Origin of the sequence: Pseudomonas sp. KK18 (genome assembly GCF_037094675.1) — a bacterium.
In the GTDB taxonomy this organism is placed as follows: domain Bacteria; phylum Pseudomonadota; class Gammaproteobacteria; order Pseudomonadales; family Pseudomonadaceae; genus Aquipseudomonas.
In genome coordinates, this window is sequence record NZ_CP146605.1 from 4,770,803 (window position 1) to 4,792,077 (window position 21,275).

Annotated in this window: 17 protein-coding genes and 4 tRNA genes; 6 read left to right on the forward strand and 15 right to left on the reverse strand. The window is 59.2% G+C overall.

The features are described 5' to 3' along the window. Positions 1–57: 57 nt before the first annotated feature. Complete coding sequence (locus tag V6607_RS21525; RefSeq protein WP_008431958.1) at positions 58–528, reverse strand: MarR family transcriptional regulator; 471 nt, start codon at positions 526–528, stop codon at positions 58–60. A gap of 145 nt (positions 529–673) precedes the next feature. On the opposite strand from V6607_RS21525, the gene aceE reads away from it, so the two are divergent. Next, on the forward strand, positions 674–3,343 hold the full coding sequence (aceE, locus tag V6607_RS21530) for a pyruvate dehydrogenase (acetyl-transferring), homodimeric type (RefSeq protein WP_134327009.1): 2,670 nt from the start codon (positions 674–676) through the stop codon (positions 3,341–3,343). On the opposite strand, the gene V6607_RS21535 is transcribed toward aceE, so the two are convergent. Beyond that, positions 3,344–4,183 carry a DUF2242 domain-containing protein gene (locus tag V6607_RS21535; protein ID WP_003207865.1) on the reverse strand — a complete coding sequence of 280 codons (840 nt, stop codon included), beginning with the start codon at positions 4,181–4,183 and terminating at the stop codon, positions 3,344–3,346. Between the two features lie 89 nt (positions 4,184–4,272). Further along, the gene (locus V6607_RS21540) at positions 4,273–5,172 is read right to left on the reverse strand and encodes a LysR family transcriptional regulator (protein WP_003207864.1); all 900 of its coding nucleotides are present in this window, start codon (positions 5,170–5,172) and stop codon (positions 4,273–4,275) included. A gap of 127 nt (positions 5,173–5,299) precedes the next feature. Between V6607_RS21540 and V6607_RS21545 the strand changes: the two genes are divergently transcribed. Then, positions 5,300–6,478, forward strand: a complete 1,179-nt coding sequence (locus V6607_RS21545; RefSeq protein WP_134327010.1) for an MFS transporter — start codon at positions 5,300–5,302, stop codon at positions 6,476–6,478. Positions 6,479–6,593: 115 nt separating this feature from the next. Continuing rightward, positions 6,594–7,928, forward strand: a complete 1,335-nt coding sequence (gene nhaA, locus V6607_RS21550) for a Na+/H+ antiporter NhaA (RefSeq protein WP_008431950.1) — start codon at positions 6,594–6,596, stop codon at positions 7,926–7,928. 89 nt (positions 7,929–8,017) lie between these two features. On the opposite strand, the gene V6607_RS21555 is transcribed toward nhaA, so the two are convergent. The 10 genes from V6607_RS21555 to V6607_RS21600 all read right to left on the reverse strand — a co-directional run bounded on the left by V6607_RS21555 (position 8,018) and on the right by V6607_RS21600 (position 17,409). Then, positions 8,018–9,892: a SurA N-terminal domain-containing protein gene (locus V6607_RS21555; RefSeq protein WP_003207860.1), complete on the reverse strand. Its 1,875-nt coding sequence runs from the start codon at positions 9,890–9,892 to the stop codon at positions 8,018–8,020. Between the two features lie 230 nt (positions 9,893–10,122). Further along, positions 10,123–10,395, reverse strand: coding sequence for an HU family DNA-binding protein (locus V6607_RS21560; protein WP_003174819.1), 273 nt, complete (start codon positions 10,393–10,395; stop codon positions 10,123–10,125). A gap of 146 nt (positions 10,396–10,541) precedes the next feature. Then, positions 10,542–12,938, reverse strand: coding sequence for an endopeptidase La (gene lon / locus V6607_RS21565; RefSeq protein ID WP_134327011.1), 2,397 nt, complete (start codon positions 12,936–12,938; stop codon positions 10,542–10,544). Positions 12,939–13,089: 151 nt separating this feature from the next. Continuing rightward, the gene (gene clpX, locus V6607_RS21570) at positions 13,090–14,373 is read right to left on the reverse strand and encodes an ATP-dependent Clp protease ATP-binding subunit ClpX (RefSeq protein WP_003207856.1); all 1,284 of its coding nucleotides are present in this window, start codon (positions 14,371–14,373) and stop codon (positions 13,090–13,092) included. Positions 14,374–14,485: 112 nt separating this feature from the next. Continuing rightward, a complete protein-coding gene (gene clpP, locus V6607_RS21575; protein WP_003174822.1) occupies positions 14,486–15,121 on the reverse strand; it encodes an ATP-dependent Clp endopeptidase proteolytic subunit ClpP in 636 nt (211 codons plus the stop codon). Positions 15,122–15,213: 92 nt separating this feature from the next. Further along, positions 15,214–16,524, reverse strand: a complete 1,311-nt coding sequence (tig, locus tag V6607_RS21580; protein ID WP_003207855.1) for a trigger factor — start codon at positions 16,522–16,524, stop codon at positions 15,214–15,216. A 401-nt stretch (positions 16,525–16,925) separates the two neighbouring features. Continuing rightward, positions 16,926–17,001 (reverse strand) — tRNA-His (locus tag V6607_RS21585). An 82-nt stretch (positions 17,002–17,083) separates the two neighbouring features. Next, positions 17,084–17,168, reverse strand: a tRNA-Leu gene (locus tag V6607_RS21590). Positions 17,169–17,224: 56 nt separating this feature from the next. Continuing rightward, positions 17,225–17,300 (reverse strand) — tRNA-His (locus tag V6607_RS21595). A 32-nt stretch (positions 17,301–17,332) separates the two neighbouring features. Then, a tRNA-Arg gene (locus tag V6607_RS21600) sits at positions 17,333–17,409 on the reverse strand. Positions 17,410–17,639: 230 nt separating this feature from the next. Here V6607_RS21600 and folD point away from each other — a divergent pair. Together folD and pbpG are read left to right on the forward strand one after the other, a co-directional pair. After that, positions 17,640–18,494, forward strand: a complete 855-nt coding sequence (gene folD, locus V6607_RS21605) for a bifunctional methylenetetrahydrofolate dehydrogenase/methenyltetrahydrofolate cyclohydrolase FolD (protein WP_003207853.1) — start codon at positions 17,640–17,642, stop codon at positions 18,492–18,494. Positions 18,495–18,704: 210 nt separating this feature from the next. Then, entirely contained in the window at positions 18,705–19,637 is a 933-nt protein-coding gene (gene pbpG, locus V6607_RS21610; RefSeq protein ID WP_003207851.1) for a D-alanyl-D-alanine endopeptidase, read from the forward strand. Positions 19,638–19,683: 46 nt separating this feature from the next. Here the strand turns inward: pbpG and V6607_RS21615 are convergent, their stop codons facing one another. Then, positions 19,684–20,313, reverse strand: a complete 630-nt coding sequence (locus V6607_RS21615; RefSeq protein WP_050550299.1) for a peptidase C39 family protein — start codon at positions 20,311–20,313, stop codon at positions 19,684–19,686. Between the two features lie 263 nt (positions 20,314–20,576). Between V6607_RS21615 and V6607_RS21620 the strand changes: the two genes are divergently transcribed. After that, complete coding sequence (locus tag V6607_RS21620; RefSeq protein ID WP_003207847.1) at positions 20,577–20,738, forward strand: hypothetical protein; 162 nt, start codon at positions 20,577–20,579, stop codon at positions 20,736–20,738. Positions 20,739–20,742: 4 nt separating this feature from the next. Here the strand turns inward: V6607_RS21620 and V6607_RS21625 are convergent, their stop codons facing one another. Then, on the reverse strand, positions 20,743–21,153 hold the full coding sequence (locus V6607_RS21625; protein ID WP_003207845.1) for a hypothetical protein: 411 nt from the start codon (positions 21,151–21,153) through the stop codon (positions 20,743–20,745). Positions 21,154–21,275: the final 122 nt, after the last annotated feature.

Here is a 21,275-nt window from a genome sequence, read left to right on the forward strand (position 1 = left end):
CGCTTTCGCGAGCAAGCCCGCTCCCACACGGAATCCGCGTCGCCTGGAGTCTTTGCTTCAGGTCTTACGTCGCCCGCGGGTCTGCACGCCCGCCTCCATCGCCAGCCCCGCGGTACGCTCCAATGCCTCGGCAAAACCCCGGCGTTGCTCGCTGTCGAGCTGCGACAAAAACAATTCATCCACGCTGCTTTCGTAGATTTTCCACATCTTTTTACGCAATACCCGGCCCGCGTCGGTAATTGAGACAAAGGCAGCACGCCCGTCACCGTCGGAGCGCGAACGCACCACCAGGCCGTCCTTTTCCAGGCGGTCGACCAGGCGCGTCAGGTTGTAGCGTTCGATGGCCAGCACATCGGCCAATTCGTGCATGCGCCGGGTGCCATCGGGGCCACTTTCCAGGCCCCACAAAGCGTCGTACCAGGCATACGGCGGCAGACCGGCATCGGCCAGGCGCCGTTCGATTTCACGGATGACCGTCCTGTGGGCCCGAACAAAACGGAACCAGACATCAGGCTCTTTCGACGACATGCAACACCATCCGGGGAATTTCAAGAAGGTTGCAATAGTAGCTCATCCCGCGCTAGATTCAGCCATGTAGTTGCAATTGCAACTACATTCGCAAAGCTCCCACAAGGAGCCCACACGCTGAAACCCGTCCACCCTGGAGCCTGACATGACCCCGAACACTGCAGTACGCCTCGACGACGATCCACAGGAAACCCGCGAATGGCTGGAGTCCATCGAATCGGTGCTGTCCACCGAAGGCCGCCCGCGCGCGCATTACCTGATTGATCAGTTGCTGGATTTCGACGTGGCGCGGCATGGCGACTTCTACGGGCGGGTGACCACCCCGTACGTCAACACCATCCCGGTAGACCGCCAGTTGCCCTACCCCGGCAACCTGGCCACCGAGCGCCGGCTGAATGCGTTTATTCGCTGGAACGCCATGGCCATGGTGCTGCGCGCGGGCAAACATTCCGGCGTGGGCGGGCATATCGCAACCTATGCGTCGGCTGCGGTGCTGTATGACGTAGGCTTCGACCATTTCTTCCGTGGCCGAACTGAAAGCTTCGATGGCGACCTGGTGTACATCCAGGGCCACTCCGCGCCGGGCATTTACGGGCGGGCGTACCTCGAAGGCCGGATCAGCGAAGCCCAGCTGGACAACTTCCGCCGGGAAGCCGGTGGCGACGGTTTGTCATCCTATCCGCACCCTCGCCTCATGCCAGACTTCTGGCAGTTTCCTACGGTTTCCATGGGGCTCGGACCGATTACCGCCGCGTATCAGGCGCGCTTCATGCGCTACCTGGAGTTCCGCGACCTCAAGCAGCACCAGGGCCGCAAGGTGTGGGCGTTCCTCGGTGATGGCGAGATGGATCAGCCGGAATGCCTGGCAGCCATTTCCCTGGCCGGGCGCGAGAAGCTCGACAACCTGATCTTCGTGGTCAACTGCAACCTGCAACGCCTGGATGGGCCGGTGCGCGGCAATGCCAAGGTGATCCAGGAATTCGAAAGCCTGTACCGCGCCGCCGGCTGGAACGTGATCAAGGTAATCTGGGGCGGCGGCTGGGATGCGCTGCTGGAAAAGGACAAAAGCGGCTTGCTGCGCCAGCGCATGATGGAGTGCGTGGACGGCGACTATCAAAACTACAAATCGCAAAACGGCGCCTACGTGCGGGAACACTTCTTCGGCAAATACCCGGAGTTGCTGGCGCTGGTGGCAGACATGTCCGACGACGATATCTGGAAACTCTCACGGGGCGGCCATGACCCGGACAAGGTCTACAACGCCTATGCCGCCGCCGTGCGTCACAGCGGCCAGCCGACGGTGATCCTGGCGAAAACCGTCAAGGGCTTCGGCATGGGCGAGGCCGGCGAAGGCCAGAACATCAACCACCAGCTGAAAAAGATGGGCGCTGAAGCCGTCAAAGCCTTCCGCGATCGCTTCGGGCTGGAAGTGGCCGACGACCAACTGGCTGAAATCCCGTATCTCAAACCGGCCGCCGACAGCGAAGAGGCCCGCTATTTCGCCGCCCGCCGCCAGTCACTGGGTGGCTACGTACCGGCCCGCCATAGCGCGGTCGAGTCGCTGAAGATCCCGGAACTGGATGCCTTCGCCACCCAGCTCAAGGACACCGGCGAGCGCGCGATCTCCACCACCATGGCCTTTGTGCGCATCCTCGGCACCCTGCTCAAGGATCCGAACCTGGGCAAACTGATCGTGCCCATCGTGCCGGACGAGTCCCGCACCTTTGGCATGGAAAGCCTGTTCCGCCAGATCGGCATTCACTCCGCTGTCGGCCAGCTCTACACCCCACAGGATGCGGGCCAGCTGTCCTACTACAAAGAGAGCAAGGACGGACAGATCATGCAGGAAGGCCTGAATGAATCCGGCGCCATTTCCTCGTGGATCGCAGCGAGTACGTCCTACGCCAACCACGGCTTGATGACCGTGCCGTTCTACATTTTCTATTCGATGTTCGGCTTCCAGCGGGTTGGCGACCTGGCCTGGGCCGCGGGCGATGCACGGGCGCGGGGCTTCCTGCTGGGGGCGACGGCCGGGCGCACCACGCTGATGGGCGAAGGCCTGCAGCATGACGATGGCCACAGCCATGTGCTGTCGTCGGTGATCCCGTGCTGCATTTCCTACGATCCGACGTTTGCCTTCGAGCTGGCGGTGATCATTCGCGAAGGCATGCGCCGGATGTACGTCGAGCAAGAGGACATCTACTACTACATCACCCTGCTCAACGAAAACTACCCGCACCCGGCGATGCCCGAAGGCGTCGAGGACGGGATTCTCAAGGGCATGTATCGGTTGAAGGCGGCTGAAGACACCAAGCAACCACGGGTACAGCTGATGGGCAGCGGTTCGATCCTGCGGGAAGTCATCGCCGCCGCGGACCTGCTGCGCGATGATTTTGCCGTGGCCAGCGATGTGTGGAGTGTCACCAGCCTGACCGAGCTGCGCCGGGAAGGTCATGCCGTGGAGCGCTGGAACCTGCTGCATCCTGAAAGCGAACCGCGTACCAGCTATGTCGAGCAGTGCCTTGAGGGCCAGCCTGGGCCCGTGGTGGTCGCCACCGACTACATGAAAATCTTTGCCGATCAGATTCGCCCGTTTGTACCGGGCCGGCGCTTTGTGGCGCTGGGCACCGATGGCTTCGGGCAATCGGATACCCGCGAAACCTTGCGCCAGTTCTTCGAGGTGGACCGGTATTTCATTGCCCTGGCGGCCTTGAAGGCGCTGGCGGATGACGGCCTGATCAGCCGCGCCAGGGTGGCGGAGGCGATCAGCCGCTACGGGATCAACGTCGACAAGGCCAACCCCGTAGCGGTGTAGTTACTGCGCAGGCGTCGGCAGAGGCGGAATCGCTTCGGTCGGCGCCGGCAGCGCAGGAGTGGTGGCCTCTGGCGCAGGTGCCGGGGCTTCCTTTGGTGCAATCGGCGCAGGTTCCGCCGGTGGTACCACCGGCTCCGATGCCGCTGGCACTACCGCCGGCGTCACTGGGGCTGCCGGTGTGGCCGGCGCTTCTTTTGGCACTTCTTTCGGCGCTTCAACCTTATCGGCCTTATCGGCCGCCGGAGCTGCCTTAGGTTCCGGGATGCCCAGGTCAGCCTTGGGCTTCTCTGGAATATGCGCTGCCTTTTTCACTTCCTGGGGCAGGAAAACGTCCACCAGGGCGAAATAACGCTCATAAAACTTCGGCGCAGACACCGTCTCGCTGGCCACCTTGACCATGGAGTCGTCGGTGGAGCCAATCGGCATCGACACCGAACCCAACACACCCACACCGAGGCTGGCGGAGTTGTTGACCTTCTTCAAGGCGTAGCGATCCTGCAAGGCGTTGGCGAACATCGTCGAGTGATGATTGCCGCTGCCATCGTCGGCACACACCACGTTGAAGCTGATCTGCAGGTGAGTTTCGCCGGTCTGCTGGAAGCTCTTGTTACCCGCCACCAGCTTTGGATCGCTGCTTGTGATGATGTAACCCTGGCTCAACAGCGCACGCCGCGCCGCTTCGCAGGCCGCCGTGTCACTGACCGGGTAATCACGGGAAAACGTGCCGGAGTCGTCGAAGTTCTCATGTTCATAAATAGCGGTCTTGGGTGACGAGCAGCCCGCAGCGCCCGCCAGCACCAGCGCCAACCCGAGGCTACGCAAGTGAAATGATGTCGACATCGAAAATCCTGAGGAAAACAGTCAGGGCGGTATTGTGCAACAGAACGTGGCCTCGGCGCGCGAATTCCTGTCGGTAAAACGTCACAGCCTTACGGGACGGTGTCCGCAGGAAAAAGCCGCTCGCCCATATGGTCGATAAACACGCGCAATTTCGCCGAGGCATGGCGACTTGATGGCCAGAGCATCCAGAAGCTGCCGCTGTGCTCCAGGTAATAGTCCAGCACCCGTTGCAGCCGGCCCTGCTCCACCGATTCGCGGACCATGAAGTCTGGCAGGCAGGCAATCCCCAGGCCTTCATGGGCCACGTGCATCAGTGATTCGATGGTGGTGGAGACCAGCGGCGCACGCAGGGTCGGCTCCGGCAGGCCCGGCTCCGGGCGCAGTGGCCAGGTTTCCAGCTTGCCGGTGGCGCAGAATTTGTGGCGCAGGCAGGCGTGGTCGCTCAAATCCCGGGGCTGGCGCGGCGTACCGTGCAGGCGCAGGTACTCCGGGGACGCCACCAGCACCAGGCGGTAATACCCGAGGTGGCGCGCCATCAAGCGTGAGTCCTCGGGTTTGCCGGTGCGGATCACCGCGTCGAAACCCTCCTCGATCACATCCACCATGCGGTCGGAGAAGTCCACGTCCAATTCGATCTCGGGATAGGCGCGCATGAAATCCGTCAGTACCGGCATCAACAAGCCGCGCACTTGCGGCAGGCTGACGCGCAACTTGCCTCTGGGGGTGGCGGATGCCTGGCTCAGTTCCTGTTCTGCGGCTTCGACTTCCGCCAGGATGCGCCGGGAGCGTTCGAGAAACAGTGCGCCCTCGCTGGTCAACGTGATACTGCGGGTGCTGCGATGGAACAGCCGCACCCCCAGGCGCTCTTCGATGCGCGCGATGCTTTTGCCAATCGCCGAGGACGACACCCCCAGCATGCGCCCGGCCTCGGTAAAGCTGCGGGTTTCGGCCACCTGCACAAACACTGAAATACTGCCCAGGCTGTCCATCGTCTCGCTCCCGAGGATTGCGGACATTGGCGTCCGATAAGTTCGGAACCTTAGCCTGTTTTTCTCCACCGTGCAGCACCCTACTCTGGCTCCCTGCCCTTTCGTCTGAAAACCGGAGCCAAAAAACATGAGCGACAGCGCCCTATCTTCCACGACCCCCACGGTGAGCCGTGAACGACTGCCTCTGGGCGGCCTGTTGGCATTGGCTACCGCCGGCTTCATCACCATCCTCACCGAAGCCATGCCGGCAGGCTTGCTCCCGCAAATGGGCGCCGGCCTCGGGGTGTCCGAAGCGTTGGTGGGCCAGTTGGTGACCCTGTACGCCCTGGGCTCGCTGTTGGCCGCGATTCCCCTGACCATCGCCACCCGGGGCTGGCGCCGGCGGCCATTGCTGATGATTGCCATCGGCGGGTTTGCCTTGGTCAACAGTGTGACGGCGTTTTCCAGCGATTACCTGCTGACCCTGGTGGCCAGGTTCTTCGCCGGGGTGTTCGCGGGATTGCTCTGGGCGCTGCTGGCCGGTTATGCCAGCCGCATGGTTGCGTCGCACCTGCAAGGCAGGGCCATTGCCGTGGCCATGCTCGGCGCGCCATTGGCGCTGTCACTGGGTGTACCGGCCGGGACATTCCTGGGCACCACGGTGGGCTGGCGCCTGAGCTTCGCGATCATGTCCGGCCTGACGGTTGTGCTGCTGGCCTGGGTGCGCTGGCAGGTCCCGGACTTTGCCGGGCAACAGGCGGAAAAACGCCTGGGGCTGCGCCAGGTGCTGGCACTGCCAGGGATTCGTCCGGTGCTGTTTGTGACTTTCACCTACGTGCTGGCTCATAACATTCTCTACACCTATATCGCGCCGTTCCTGGTACCTGCCGGGATTGCAGCGGACATCGACCAGGTGCTGCTGGTGTTTGGCCTGGCGGCGCTGCTGGGTATCTGGATCGTCGGCGCGCTGATTGATCAGCGGCTGCGCGCGTTATTGGTGATCAGCTGCGCAATGTTCGCGCTGTCGGCCCTGGCGCTGGCGTTCTGGATCACCTCGGCGACGGTGATCTACACCACGGTGGCCTTATGGGGGCTGGCGTTTGGCGGTTTGCCGGCATTGCTGCAAACGGCGCTGGCCAAGTCGGCCGGGGATTCAGCCGATGCCGCACAGTCGATGCTGGTGACGGTGTGGAACCTGGGCATCGCCGGTGGCGGACTACTCGGCGGCATGTTGTTGCAAGGGTGGGGAGTGACATCGTTTCCATGGGCGGTCGCCGCGTTGGTCGTACTGGCGCTGATCGCGACGCTGCGTTTAACCGATGTTTAAACGAAACGTGACGTGATGTTTCTTAACTCTTATGATCGCACCGGGTGCGCTGCTGCATACGGCACAGCGCAGGTTAAAGGATAAGCATTGGTCGGGCCGCCAATGGAGACTTGTCGTGCCTGATAAACACCCTGCTATTCCGCGCCCCCAGGTTCTGGTCGAAGGCGCCCTGTCCGCATTGGAGCGATTTTCAAGGATCGAAGCAGTCAGCGGTATCGTGTTGCTGCTGGCAGCGATCGTCGCGCTGGTCTGGGCCAACAGCCCCGTCGCAGATTCCTACGAACACTTCTGGAACACCCCACTCACTATCGGGCTGGGAGACTTCACGGTCTCGCGCTCGTTGCACTTCCTGGTGAACGATGGGCTGATGACCATCTTCTTCCTGGTGGTGGGCGCCGAGATTCGCCAGGAGATCAGGGACGGCGCACTCGCCAACCTGAAACTGGCCACCCTGCCCCTCGGCGCGGCACTGGGTGGCGTGCTGATGCCGGCGCTGATTTACACCCTGCTCAACCATGGCACGGTCGCGGCCAGTGGCTGGGCAGTGCCCACTGCCACCGACATCGCATTTGCCGTGGGTGTGCTGGCGCTGCTGGGCAAATCGATTCCGGCTGGCGTGCGCATCCTGTTGCTGGCTTTGGCGATCATTGATGACATCGTCGCCATCCTGATCATCGCGATTTTCTATACCGCCAGCCTGGACTACATGGGCCTGGTGATCGCGGCCTGCGGGCTGGCGCTGGTGCTGGTTTTTCAGCGGATGGGAATTGGCAAGGCGGTGGTGTACCTGTTGCCGGGGGCGATTGTCTGGTTTGGCCTACTCAAGACCGGCGTCCATCCGACGCTCGCGGGCGTAATGCTTGGCCTGATAACGCCCGTGACTTCCAGACCGACTCGGGAACGCCCTCTGGACACCATCGGGCGCACATTTAACGAGCTGATGGACCGGCTTTCGCATCCGTCAGAAAGTGCCCATCAGGTCGCCAAACCATTGAAGCAATTGAGACAGGCCCAACGGGAAATGTTGCCGCCGGTGCAGCGGATTCAAGCCGGGTTACACCCATGGGTGGCCTTCGGCGTCATGCCACTGTTTGCCCTGGCCAACGCGGGGGTGAGCCTGCAAGGGTTCAACCTGAACGACCCGCTGCCCCACGGTGTGTTCATGGGGGTCATCCTGGCGTTGGTGCTCGGCAAGCCGCTCGGTGTGATGCTGGCGAGCGTGGTGCTGGTCAAACTGAACATCTGCCAGCTGCCGGAGGGCGTGACCTGGAACGGCGTCGCCCTGGTGGGCCTGCTGGCGGGAATTGGTTTCACCATGTCGATTTTCATCTCGTCGCTGGCCTTCTCCGATCCGACGCTGCTGTCGGCTGCCAAGCTGAGTGTGCTGAGCGCTTCGACCCTGGCGGCTGTGATTGGCCTGAGTTGGGGCAAGCTCAAGTTTGCGCGTTGAATCAAGACTGGTTGAGTCAGCTGATTAGTGGATAAAAAAAGACCCCGGCCTCTTCAGGCCGGGGTCTTTTTATTCAGGCTGTTACGAGATCAGAACTTCTTGATCTCAGCCTTGGTTTCCAACTGTTTGCGATAGGCGGCGAAGTCTTGCTGGCCGACACGGGACGCGAGGAAGCGGCGGTACTGAGCCTTCTCGTCATCGGTCGGTGCAGCGGCTTCATTGACCGCGTTCAAGCGCACGATCACCAGGCTACCGTCTGGCAGGGTCACGCTGGTGAAGGTCGGCTTGTCCTTGGCCGCAGGCTTTGGCATGCGGAACAGGGCTTGCAGCACGGCTGGCTCGACGCCTTCCTGGCCACGGGTGGCCGCTTCGGTGACTTTCCAGGCCTGGCCATCCACCGGCTGGTTCAGCGGTGTCTTGCCATCACGCAGGTTGGCAATCAGCTCGTCCGCGTGAGTCTTCGCCGCAGCGCTCGCGCGCTCCTTGGTCAACTGGGCACGGATGGCAGTGGCAACGCTTTCCAGCGGCAGCTGGGTAGGCTTCAGGTGCTCTTTGGCACGCAGCACCACGATGGTTTCCGGATCCAGCTCGATGGCGGTGCTGTTGGCACCTTCATCCAGTACTTCAGGGCTGAATGCAGCGGTCACTACGGCACGGTTGGCAGCGATGCCTTCGCCACCTTCACGGCCAAACGGCGCGGAAGTGTGCACGGTCAGCTTCAGGTCCGACGCCGGCTGGGCCAGGTCGGAAGCTTCGAATGCAGCGTCTTCCAGTTGCTTGGTCGCATCGACGAAACGCTGTTCAACCTGCTGGGTCTTGAGCTCGCGGGTCAGCTTGTCTTTCAGGCTGGCGAACGATGGCACTTCTGGTGCTTCAACACCCAACAGCTTGATCAGGTGCCAGCCGAAGCTGGAACGCACCGGTGCCGAGACCTGGTCCTTGTTCAGCGCATACAGCGCTGTTTCGAAGGCAGGGTCGTAGACGCCAGGGCCAGCGAAACCGAGGTCACCGCCGTTGTTCGCAGAACCCGGATCCTGGGAGAACTCCTTGGCCAGGGCTTCGAACTTCTCGCCCTTGGCCAGGCGCGCCTGGATTTCTTCGATCTTGGCCTTGGCCTGCTCGTCGGTGGTCTTGTCGTTGACTTCAATCAGGATGTGCGCCGCGCGACGCTGTTCAGCGAGGTTGGCGGTTTCTTTCTGATAGAGGGCTTGCAGCTCATCGTCCTTGACCGCGACCTGGTCGAAGAAGGAAGCCTTCTTCAGCTCCAGATAGTCGATGACCACCTGGTCCGGGGTCATGAACTCCTTGGCGTGCTGGTCGTAGTAAGCCTTGACCTCGTCGTCAGTGATCTTCACTGCTGCAGGGTCGGCCTTGACGCTGACGGTGGCGAAATCGCGGGTCTGTTTTTCCAGACGGGCGAACGCGAGCACTTCGGCATCAGTCACAAAACCGCTGCCGGCAATACCAGCACGAACCTGGCCGATCAGCATTTCCTGGCTCAGCATCTGACGGAATTGCATACGGCTGTAGCCCAGCTGACGGATCACCTGGTCGAAACGCTCAGCGTTGAACTGGCCATCCACCTGGAATTCCGGCGTCTGCAGGATCACTTGATCCAGCGCAGCTTCGGAGAAAGCGAATTTCGAATCGGCCGCGCCTTGCAGCAGCAGCTTGCGATCGATCAGGCCCTTGAGGGCGGCGTCGCGCAGCAGCTTTTCGTCCAGCAAGGAAGCATCGAAGTCCTTGCCCAGCTGTTGCATCAGCTGGCGACGTTGCATGTCGACGGCCTGGCCCAGTTCGCTTTGGGTGATTTCTTCACCGTTGACCTTGGCCACGTCCTGCTTGTTGTTGGTCGAAGCCTGAAAAATAGCCTCGATACCGGTGAACGCCATCAATGCGACGATGATCCCGATAATGGTCTTGGCAATCCAGCCTTGTGAATTGTCCCTGATATTCTGCAGCATGCGTCCCCCAGAAACGGTTGAACTTCAAAATTAGGCAACCGTGGAGCGTGGGTAGAGTCCGGATAGAAGAAAGGCGCATCCGAGGATGCGCCTTCTCGTAACTGGCGGAGCGGACGGGGGTTTGAACCCACACCCCCGGCGTGGCGACCCGATGGATACTCGGGTCAGCTGCCGCTCCGCTGCCAGGTCAGACCTGCGTCCGACCCGGATGGGTAAGGCTTGAGCGAAGCTTAGTTAACGGCTTCTTTCAGGGCTTTACCGGCTTTGAAACCTGGTTTTTTGGCAGCGGCGATTTGCAGAGCCTTGCCAGTCTGTGGGTTACGGCCAGTGCGAGCTGGACGATCGGTCACAGAGAAAGTACCGAAACCAACCAGTACCACAGAGTCGCCGGCCTTGAGAGCGCCAGTGACGGATTCGATTACTGCGTCCAGCGCACGGCCAGCAGCGGCTTTCGGGATATCAGCAGATGCAGCGATAGCATCAATCAGTTCCGACTTGTTCACTCTAAGTCCCCTTATATCTATTGAGTATGATTCTAAGTTTTTTGGTGAAAGCAAAAACCAGTGCTGAATGGCCTACAGACACTTAAGAGCCGCTTTATAACAAGGGCTCTAAAAAGCTGTCAAGGAAGCCCCCAGGCTTAAACGTATTAATGCGTGCTAATTCTTTCCTTAGAGTCAGTCTCGCGTTTTTCATCCTTTGCAACTATCTCCGGAGCCACATCCGGCAAGGGCTCCGGCGCGTATTGCAGCGCAATTTGCAGGACCTCGTCAATCCATTTAACCGGTTTAATCTGCAGATCCTGCTTGATGTTGTCAGGAATCTCCTTCAAGTCGCGAACATTCTCTTCAGGAATGATCACAGTCTTGATACCACCGCGGTGTGCAGCCAGCAATTTCTCTTTGAGGCCACCAATGGCCAGTACCTGGCCACGCAGGGTGATTTCCCCGGTCATGGCGACATCGGCGCGCACCGGAATGCCGGTCAGGGCTGATACCAGTGCCGTGCACATGCCTACGCCTGCGCTAGGACCGTCTTTCGGCGTTGCCCCTTCCGGCATGTGGATGTGGGTGTCGTGCTTCTCGTGGAAGTCCAGGGGGATCCCCAGGCTCTTGGCGCGGCTGCGCACCACGGTCTGCGCGGCGGTGATGGATTCAACCATCACGTCACCCAGGGAACCGGTCTTGATCAGTTGCCCTTTGCCCGGGATCACGGCGGCCTCGATGGTCAGCAATTCGCCGCCCACCTGGGTCCACGCCAGGCCAGTGACCTGGCCTACCTGGTCCTGCTGCTCAGCCAGGCCGTAGCGGAATTTGCGCACGCCCAGGAAGTGTTCCAGCAGGTCCGCGGTGACCTTCACCGAGAAGCGTTTTTCCAGCGCATGTTCCTTCACGGCCTTGCGGCAGATCTTCGCCAGTTGACGCTCAAGGCCCCGTACACCGGCCTCGCGGGTGTAGAAACGAATGATGTCGCGGATCGCGTCGGCATTAAATTCGATCTCGCCTTTTTTCAGGCCGTTGGCCGCAATCTGCTTGGGCGAGAGGTATTTGACGGCGATGTTGATCTTCTCGTCCTCGGTGTAACCCGGCAGACGAATCACCTCCATCCGGTCCAGCAAGGCTGGCGGAATATTCATCGAGTTGGAGGTGCACAGGAACATTACGTCGGACAGGTCGTAGTCGACTTCCAGGTAATGGTCGTTGAAATTGTGGTTCTGCTCGGGGTCGAGCACTTCCAGCAAAGCAGACGCCGGGTCGCCACGCATGTCGCTGCCCATCTTGTCGATTTCATCGAGCAGGAACAGCGGGTTGCGCACACCCACCTTTGTCATCTTTTGAATCAATCTTCCTGGCATCGAACCGATGTAAGTCCGGCGATGACCACGGATTTCCGCTTCATCACGCACACCGCCCAGGGCCATGCGCACAAATTTGCGGTTGGTGGCGTGGGCAATCGACTCCGCCAGCGAGGTTTTACCCACACCAGGAGGACCGACCAGGCACAACACCGGACCACGAATCTTCTTCACGCGCTTTTGCACGGCGAGGTATTCGAGGATGCGTTCCTTGACTTCTTCGAGGCCGTAGTGATCGGCATCGAGAATATCTTCGGCGCGGGCCAGGTCCAGGCGCACTTTGGTCTGGGCCTTCCACGGCACCTGCACCAGCCAGTCGATATACGAACGAACCACGGTGGCTTCGGCCGACATCGGCGACATTTGCTTGAGCTTGTTCAGCTCGGCAGTGGCCTTGGTCAACGCGTCTTTCGGCAGGCCGGCGGCATCGATGCGCTTTTTCAGCTCCTCGATTTCGTTGTGGCCTTCCTCGCTGTCGCCCAGCTCTTTCTGAATGGCCTTCATCTGCTCATTCAGGTAGTACTCGCGCTGGCTGCGCTCCATTTGCTTTTTGACACGCCCGCGAATGCGCTTCTCAACCTGCAGCAGGTCGATTTCGGCATCCAGCAGCGCCAGGACGTGTTCGACCCGGGCCGACAAATCGATGATCTCGAGAATGTCCTGCTTCTGCTCGATTTTCAGCGCCATGTGCGCGGCCATGGTATCGACCAGGCGGCTTGGCTCATCAATGCTGTTGAGGGAGGAGAGGACTTCTGCGGGGACTTTCTTGCCCAGTTGCACGTATTGCTCGAACTGGGACAGCAGGCTGCGAACGAACACTTCGGATTCGCGCTCAGGGGCGTCGACTTCGTCGATCAGCGCCACTTCGGCACGCAGGTGGCCGTCCACTTCCATGAAGCGCTCGACCGCACCGCGCTGCTCGCCTTCCACCAGCACCTTGACGGTGCCATCAGGCAGCTTGAGCAGTTGCAGGACAGTTGCAACGGTACCAACGCGATACAGGGCATCTTCGCCCGGATCATCGTCAGCAGGATTTCTCTGGGCCAGCAGCAGGATCTGCTTGTCGCCCGTCATCGCGGCCTCGAGGGCTTCGATAGACTTCTCGCGCCCCACGAACAGCGGGATAACCATGTGCGGATAGACGACGACATCACGCAACGGCAGGAGAGGCAATTCGATGGTTGTCTTCATGATTTCGCCTCTATGACAGATGAAAGTAAGCTTGAAACCAAGATGGGGGCTGCCTGCAAAAAAAACAAGCGTAATGGCATCAGTTAAACGCAGTAAAAACAAAGGGGCCCCTTAAGGCCCCTTTATTTTGTACAGCTCGGCGGTGCAACGCTTACGCGTCTGGCGCAGCCTTGGCAGCCGGCTCACTGTTTTCGTAGATATACAGTGGCTTGGACTTGCCTTCTATAACGCTTTCGTCGATCACCACTTTACTCACCTCGGACTGCGAGGGGATTTCGTACATGGTGTCGAGCAGTACGCCTTCGAGGATCGAGCGCAAACCACGGGCGCCGGTCTTGCGCTCCAGTGCCCGCTTGGCCACCGATTTGAGCGCGTCAGCACGGAACTCGAGGTCCACTCCTTCCATCTCGAACAGCTTGGCGTATTGCTTGGTCAGGGCGTTTTTCGGCTCGGTGAGGATCTGCATCAACGCAGCCTCATCCAGCTCGTCCAGCGTCGCCAGGACCGGCAGACGGCCAACGAATTCCGGGATCAGACCGAACTTGACCAAATCGTCAGGCTCGACTTCACGCAGGGATTCACCGACTTTCTTGCCTTCTTCCTTGCTGCGTACTTCTGCACTGAAGCCAATGCCGCCACGGGTGGAACGGTTTTGAATAACCTTTTCCAGGCCGGAGAACGCACCGCCACAGATGAACAGGATGTTGCGCGTATCAACCTGAAGGAATTCCTGCTGCGGGTGCTTGCGGCCGCCTTGTGGCGGTACGGAAGCAACCGTGCCTTCGATCAGTTTCAACAGCGCTTGCTGCACGCCTTCACCGGAAACGTCCCGGGTGATCGACGGGTTGTCGGATTTGCGCGAAATCTTGTCGATTTCATCGATGTAGACAATGCCCATCTGGGCCTTCTCCACGTCGTAGTCGCATTTCTGCAGCAGCTTCTGAATGATGTTCTCGACGTCTTCACCTACGTAACCGGCCTCGGTAAGAGTGGTTGCGTCGGCGATGGTGAAGGGAACGTTCAGCAGGCGAGCCAGGGTCTCTGCAAGCAGGGTTTTACCCGAGCCTGTAGGGCCGATCAGCAAGATGTTGCTTTTGCCGAGCTCGACGTCGTCACTTTTCTTGTCACGCTGGTTCAGACGCTTGTAGTGGTTGTACACCGCTACGGCCAGAACCTTCTTTGCACGCTCTTGACCAATCACATACTGATCAAGGATGCCGCTGATTTCTTTAGGCGAAGGCAATTTATGCGCGCTGCTTTCGGCCTGGGCTTCCTGCACCTCCTCACGGATGATGTCATTGCACAGGTCGACGCACTCGTCGCAGATAAAGACCGAGGGGCCGGCAATCAACTTGCGTACTTCATGCTGGCTTTTGCCACAGAAGGAGCAATAGAGCAGCTTGCCGTTGTCCTCGCCGTTGCGGGTGTCAGTCATTCGTTCGATCCAAATCCGATAGGCTTGCAACACAAGATGAAGGCTATTGAGGGCTTTTTCAAGTCCACTGGTGGTCGGACCTGCCGACCAGCCCTATTTTGAGCTGCTTATATTAAGCGGGGCGCTTTTCGATCACTGCGTCGATCAACCCGTATTCACGAGCCGCTTCGGCGCTCATGAAATTGTCACGGTTGGTGTCGCGCTCGATCTCTTCCAGGGTATGCCCGCTATGTTTGGCCATCAGCGTGTTGAGACGCTCACGAATGAAGAGGATTTCCTTGGCATGGATTTCGATGTCCGATGCCTGGCCCTGGAAACCGCCCAGTGGCTGGTGAATCATCACGCGTGAGTTCGGCAGGCAGTAACGCTTGCCCTCAGCACCAGCGGTCAGCAGGAAAGCACCCATGCTGCACGCCTGACCGATACAGGTGGTCGATACGTTCGGCTTGATGAACTGCATGGTGTCGTAGATCGACATGCCCGCTGTCACCGAACCGCCCGGGGAGTTGATGTAGAGATGGATGTCCTTGTCCGGATTTTCCGCTTCAAGGAACAGCAGCTGCGCACAGATCAGGTTGGCCATGTAGTCCTCTACCGGACCAACCAGAAAGATCACTCGCTCCTTGAGCAGGCGCGAGTAGATGTCATAGGCGCGTTCGCCACGAGCAGATTGCTCGACAACCATCGGGACCAGGCCGCCAGCGGCCTGGATATCAGAGTTCTGCTGAATATACGAATTACGGAACATGCTCTGCAGTTACTCCCAAATAGTCATGTCTTGAATACGCATAAGCCAGCGCGAGGCTGGCTTATGGGTGTATTTTCAAACGAGTTGAGCAATCAGTCGGCTTGTGCTGCTTCAGCCGGCTTGACTGCTTCTTCGTAAGAGACCGCTTTATCGGTCACCTTAGCCTTCTGCAGAACAGTATCCACAACTTGCTCTTCCAGCACAACCGAACGCACTTCGTTCAGCTGCTGGTCGTTCTTGTAGTACCAGGACACAACAGCCTCAGGCTCCTGGTAGGCCGAAGCCATTTCCTGGATCATTTCGCGAACGCGGGTTTCGTCAGGCTTGAGGTCGAATTGCTTGACCACTTCAGCCACGATCAGACCCAGTACAACGCGACGCTTGGCCTGTTCTTCGAACAGTTCGGCCGGCAGTTGGTCAGGCTTGATGTTGCCGCCGAACTGCTGAACAGCCTGCACGCGCAGACGATCAACTTCGTTGGACAGCAGGGCCTTCGGCACTTCGATCGGGTTGGCAGCCAGCAGACCGTCCATCACCTGGTTCTTGACCTTGGATTTGATGGCCTGGCGCAGTTCACGCTCCATGTTCTTGCGAACTTCGGTGCGGAAACCTTCGATGCCGGTTTCCTTGATGCCGAACTGGTTGAAGAACTCTTCGTTCAGTTCTGGCAGCTTGGGCTCGGAAACGGTGTTGACGGTCACGGTGAACTCGGCGGTTTTGCCAGCCAGGTCCAGGTTCTGATAGTCAGCCGGGAAAGTCAGGTTCAGAACGCGCTCTTCGCCGGCTTTGGCGCCAACCAGGCCGTCTTCGAAACCAGGAATCATGCGGTTGGAACCCAGCACCAGCTGAGTACCCTTGGCGGAGCCGCCAGCGAATGCTTCGCCGTCAACCTTGCCTACGAAATCGATGTTCAGCTGGTCTTCGTTCTGGGCAGCACGATCGGCCACTTCAAAACGGGTGTTCTGCTTGCGCAGGATTTCCAGCATGTTGTCCAGGTCGGAGTCAGCAACATCAGCGCTCAGGCGCTCGATGGCGATCGAATCGAAACCGGCAACTTCGAACTCAGGGAACACTTCGAAGATTGCAACGTATTCCAGATCCTTGCCTGCTTCCAGGGACTTGGGCTCGATGGAAGGCGAGCCAGCCGGGTTCAGCTTCTGCTCGACAACGGCTTCGTAGAAGGAAGCCTGGATCACGTCACCTACAGCTTCCTGACGTGCATCAGCACCGAAGCGGCGCTTGATTTCGCTCATTGGCACTTTGCCTGGACGGAAACCAGCGATCTTGGCCTTTTGGGCAGTCTGCTGCAGACGCTTGTTGACCTGGGTCTCGATGCGCTCGGCCGGCACGGTGATGCTCATGCGGCGCTCAAGAGCAGAAGTATTTTCAACAGAAACTTGCATGGATATTCCTCGTTGCACAGACGTTAGCTGGCCGTTTCCGACCCCAGAATCAAGGGCATGCATTCTAGTGGGTCAAACTCAAGAAGTCACCCTACTGAAAACGGGTAAAAAAACAGCAGGCAATTTATAGGTGCGAATGCACGAGTGCAGCTCGCCCCGGTGGCAAATACATCCCATCATGCCAGGGCTCTGCGCCAACCCTTCTATATATAGAAGCGGTTGCCAATCATCTCCCTGACAACCGACCCTGCGGACAAGGCCGGCAGGCAGTGCGGCATCATCGCGAAACATAAATACGACGAAACGCCCTGCCCTGCAGCCCAACACCTGCGACTGCGTTGAAACTCAAACCGCTGAAACAAAAAAGGCGCCAGACTATTAATCTGGCGCCTTTCGAAATATGGGGTGGACGAAGGGGATCGAACCCTCGACAACGGGAGTCACAATCCCGTGCTCTACCAACTGAGCTACGCCCACCATATTGCGTGACCAAAAAGCCCGTCAAAAAGGCTATTTGTTGAGCTTCGCACCGACCCGCAGGCCTTCACGAAACTTTATTTGGTGCGGATGAAGAGACTCGAACTCTTACACCTTGCGGCGCTGGAACCTAAATCCAGTGTGTCTACCAATTCCACCACATCCGCGCTTGAAGCTTTTAAAGCAAAGGCGCCAGACTATTAATCTGGCGCCTTTTTAAATATGGGGTGGACGAAGGGGATCGAACCCTCGACAACGGGAGTCACAATCCCGTGCTCTACCAACTGAGCTACGCCCACCATATTGCGCTACTTGTGCCAAAGCTGCCTAATGGCGCACCCGGCAGGACTCGAACCTGCGACCATCCGCTTAGAAGGCGGATGCTCTATCCAGCTGAGCTACGGGCGCCTTATTAATCTGTACTCTTGGAGGATTACAAACTAACCAGTGCTAGGCTGTGCCCGACAAGTGCGACGAATAGTATAGATGGACCCGAAACCCGTCAAATCCTTTTTATAAAAAATTCATTTTATTTAAGGGGTTAGGGGAATTTGCAGACCAAGCGCCTTTGCCCTCACGCCATGGCATGCGAGAATGCGCGCACTTTTCTTCCCCCTCTCGATGGTTAATCACGCGTAATGACTGCACAACTTATCGACGGCAAATCAATCGCCGCCAGCCTGCGCCAGCAGATCGCCAAACGAGTCGCCGAGCGCAGCCAACAAGGCCTGCGCACGCCGGGCCTCGCGGTGATCCTGGTCGGCAGCGATCCTGCCTCTCAGGTTTATGTCTCGCACAAGCGTAAAGACTGTGAAGAGGTCGGCTTTATTTCCAAAGCCTACGACTTGGCTGAAGACACCACCCAACAGGCCCTCACCGACCTGATCGACAGCCTCAACGACGATCCGGCCATCGACGGCATCCTGCTGCAACTGCCATTGCCCGAGCATCTGGACGCGTCGAAATTGCTCGAACGCATCCGCCCGGACAAGGACGTCGACGGTTTCCACCCTTATAACGTCGGCCGCCTGGCCCAGCGTATCCCGCTGCTGCGCCCGTGCACCCCGAAGGGCATCATGACCCTGCTGGAAAGCACCGGCGTCGATCTGTATGGCCTGGATGCCGTCGTCGTCGGCGCCTCGAACATCGTCGGTCGCCCGATGGCCATGGAACTGCTGCTGGCCGGCTGCACCGTGACCGTGACCCACCGCTTCACCAAGGACCTGGCCGGCCACGTTGGCCGCGCCGACCTGGTGGTCGTCGCCGCCGGCAAGCCGGGCCTGGTCAAGGGTGAGTGGATCAAGGAAGGCGCCATCGTCATCGACGTGGGCATCAACCGCCAGGACGATGGCAAGCTCGTGGGCGACGTGGTGTACGAAACCGCCCTGCCCCGTGCCGGCTGGATCACCCCGGTACCCGGTGGTGTCGGCCCGATGACCCGTGCCTGCCTGCTGGAAAACACCCTGTACGCCGCCGAAACCCTGCACGTCTAATAACCAGCCGCTCTGAAAAAGCCCTGCCTTATCGCAGGGCTTTTTATTGGCCGGATAAAAAGTACTTTTTTCTTTGTTTTTAAGGGGTTTCATCTGTTTCTAGAAGAACATTCGACAGTTTCTGATCCATACTTCTAGAATGTAACGTTATTTGTCAGAACCTCCGTTGCAGAACGGTATATCCCTACTTTTTTTAGCGAGTTCATCCGCGTGAAAATTCATCTTTCCATTGTCAGCCTATTTTTTGCATTGACAGGCACCTTCGCGAGCGCAAGCGAAACCACCACCGCTCCCCGCGACATGTCCACCCTGCACATCGCCTCCGGCAGTGCGATGGTGGTAGACCTGCAGACCAACAAAGTCATCTATGCCAGCAACCCGGATGTCATCGTGCCGATCGCCTCGGTGAGCAAACTGATGACCGGCCTGATCGTGCTGGAAGCCAAGCAGAACATGGATGAATACATCGACATCAACATCAAGGACACGCCAGAGATGAAAGGCGTGTTCTCCCGGGTCAAGATCGGCAGCGAGATGCCGCGCAAGGAGATGTTGCTGATTGCCCTGATGTCCTCGGAAAACCGCGCCGCCGCCAGCCTGGCCCACCACTACCCGGGCGGCTACCCGGCCTTCATCGCAGCGATGAACGCCAAGGCCAAGGCACTGGGCATGACCAGCACCCACTATGTAGAGCCCACCGGCTTGTCGATCCACAACGTGTCCACCGCCCGTGACTTGAGCAAACTGCTGGCCGCTGCACGCAAGTACCCGATGCTCAGCCAGTTGAGCACCACCAAGGAAAAGACCGTGTCGTTCCGCAAACCCAACTACACCCTGGGTTTCTCCAACACTGACCACCTGATCAACCGCGCCAACTGGGACATCAAGCTGACCAAGACCGGCTTTACCAACCAGGCCGGCCATTGCCTGGTGCTGGTGACCAGCATGGGTAATCGCCCGGTGTCGCTGGTGATCCTCGATGCCTTCGGCAAATTCACCCACTTTGCCGATGCCGGGCGCATCCGCAGCTGGGTCGAAACCGGCAAGAGCGGCTCGGTGCCAGACGTCGCATTGCGCTACAAGGCTGACAAGAACCTGAAGAACCGCCCACGGGCGAATGTTCAGGTCACCGAGTCCCGCTGATCCTTAAATAGCGACATAAAAAACGGCGCCCTTGAGCGCCGTTTTTTTATTTGGCCTGACTGGCCAGTGCCTTGACTGCTTGGGCCGCCGCCTGTTCCTGGCCCGCCTGGGCCGTGGCGCTGGCAGCCTGCTGCCAGCGCTGGGCGTCGACCTTGACCGGCAACTGGGTGGGCCGCTGAATCAGCACCGCCCACTTGCCGCCGTCTTTCCACGCCGACTCAAACGCACTGAAATCCATCGGCATGCGTCGCGCCAAGCCTGAACGCAGCAGCACCATGCTCTTCTGCTTGTTGTAACCCACCACCACGACATACCGCGGACCGGCCCAGAAGGTCGAGCCCTGGGTGATACGCGCCATCACCGGGTACCCGGCCGCGACCTGTGCCAGCAGCGCCGGCAGCTGATCTTCCAGCGGGTACACCAACATCCCGTATTCACGGGCCAGCACCTGCATGTTGCGCTCAAGGTCCGCTTCAGCGCCCGGCAAATGCAGTGGCTTATCCAATAGCCCCGGTGTAATCACAATGCCTTGTTGAGACAGCATGCTGGCAAGAGCGGCTGGGCCACCGAGGTAAGTCTCACCGCGAAACGCCGGCACGCCCTTGAGCTCGACACTCTCCGGCAGCCCCGGGATGCTCGTGGGTTTTGGATGCGAGGAACAGGCCGCCAGCCCCATGAAACAGGCGGCGACCCACCAGGAGGTTTTAATGTTCGAGGGAAACCGCAACTTCTTCACTCACTTGATCAACGGTCGACGTGGGCCCTGATCATAGGACGCTCCGGGGCGCGGGTATAGCCTTGCAGCGCAGTAAAAGGCCGGCGATAGAGCAAACAAGTTGGACGCACACGACCATTGGTCAATAGCAGGCAACCTGCGGATAGCTAGACTGTCCATTGAGAAGACAGTGTGTGCCCGGCACCGGGCGAAAGGAGGCACTTATGAGCCTGACAACAACGATTCTGCTTTTGATCTGTGGATGGCTGGCCGTCGCCGCCGCCATGCTGTGGGGCGTGATGCGCGTGACCCGCCGGCACCATCACCCACACGTAAAACCCGCAGCACCCGGCAAGCTGCACAAACCCGCCGGGCACCACGCCTGACGCCTTAGCCAGGCATGCAACTGAAGTCTTCGGTCTGCGCCAATTCCTTGCCGTGGCTATCCTTCAACTCGGCACGCACCGTCGTACCCAGGCTGGATTCCACCAGGGTGTAATGCTCGCCGGCCTTGAAGTTGCCGTAGGTCACATGCCCGCGACAATCCTGCTGGTTATCATCCCCCGCCTCTTCTTCAAACAAGGTGACGTCCAGGCGATGCGCGCCGGGTTTCACTTCGAAGTAGCGGCCATCATTAATGTTTTTACCGTCTACCCGCTCGGCCATCAGGTCGTTGGGTGCCTCCTCTTGCAAGCCGATCCAGGCTTCGCTCGGGTCCGCCTTCGGCATCGGGCCGGCACACGCCGACAACAACAGGACCGCACTCAAGGCCGGGATCAACAACAAGGGTTTAAGAGACATGGCAGAACTCCAAATGGATAAAGAGTGAACAGGCGAAACAGCTCCCGTTCGATCGGTATCCAGCTTGTTACTGTCACCATTGTTGAACAAATGAATACATATGAAAGGATCTTCAGCCGTTA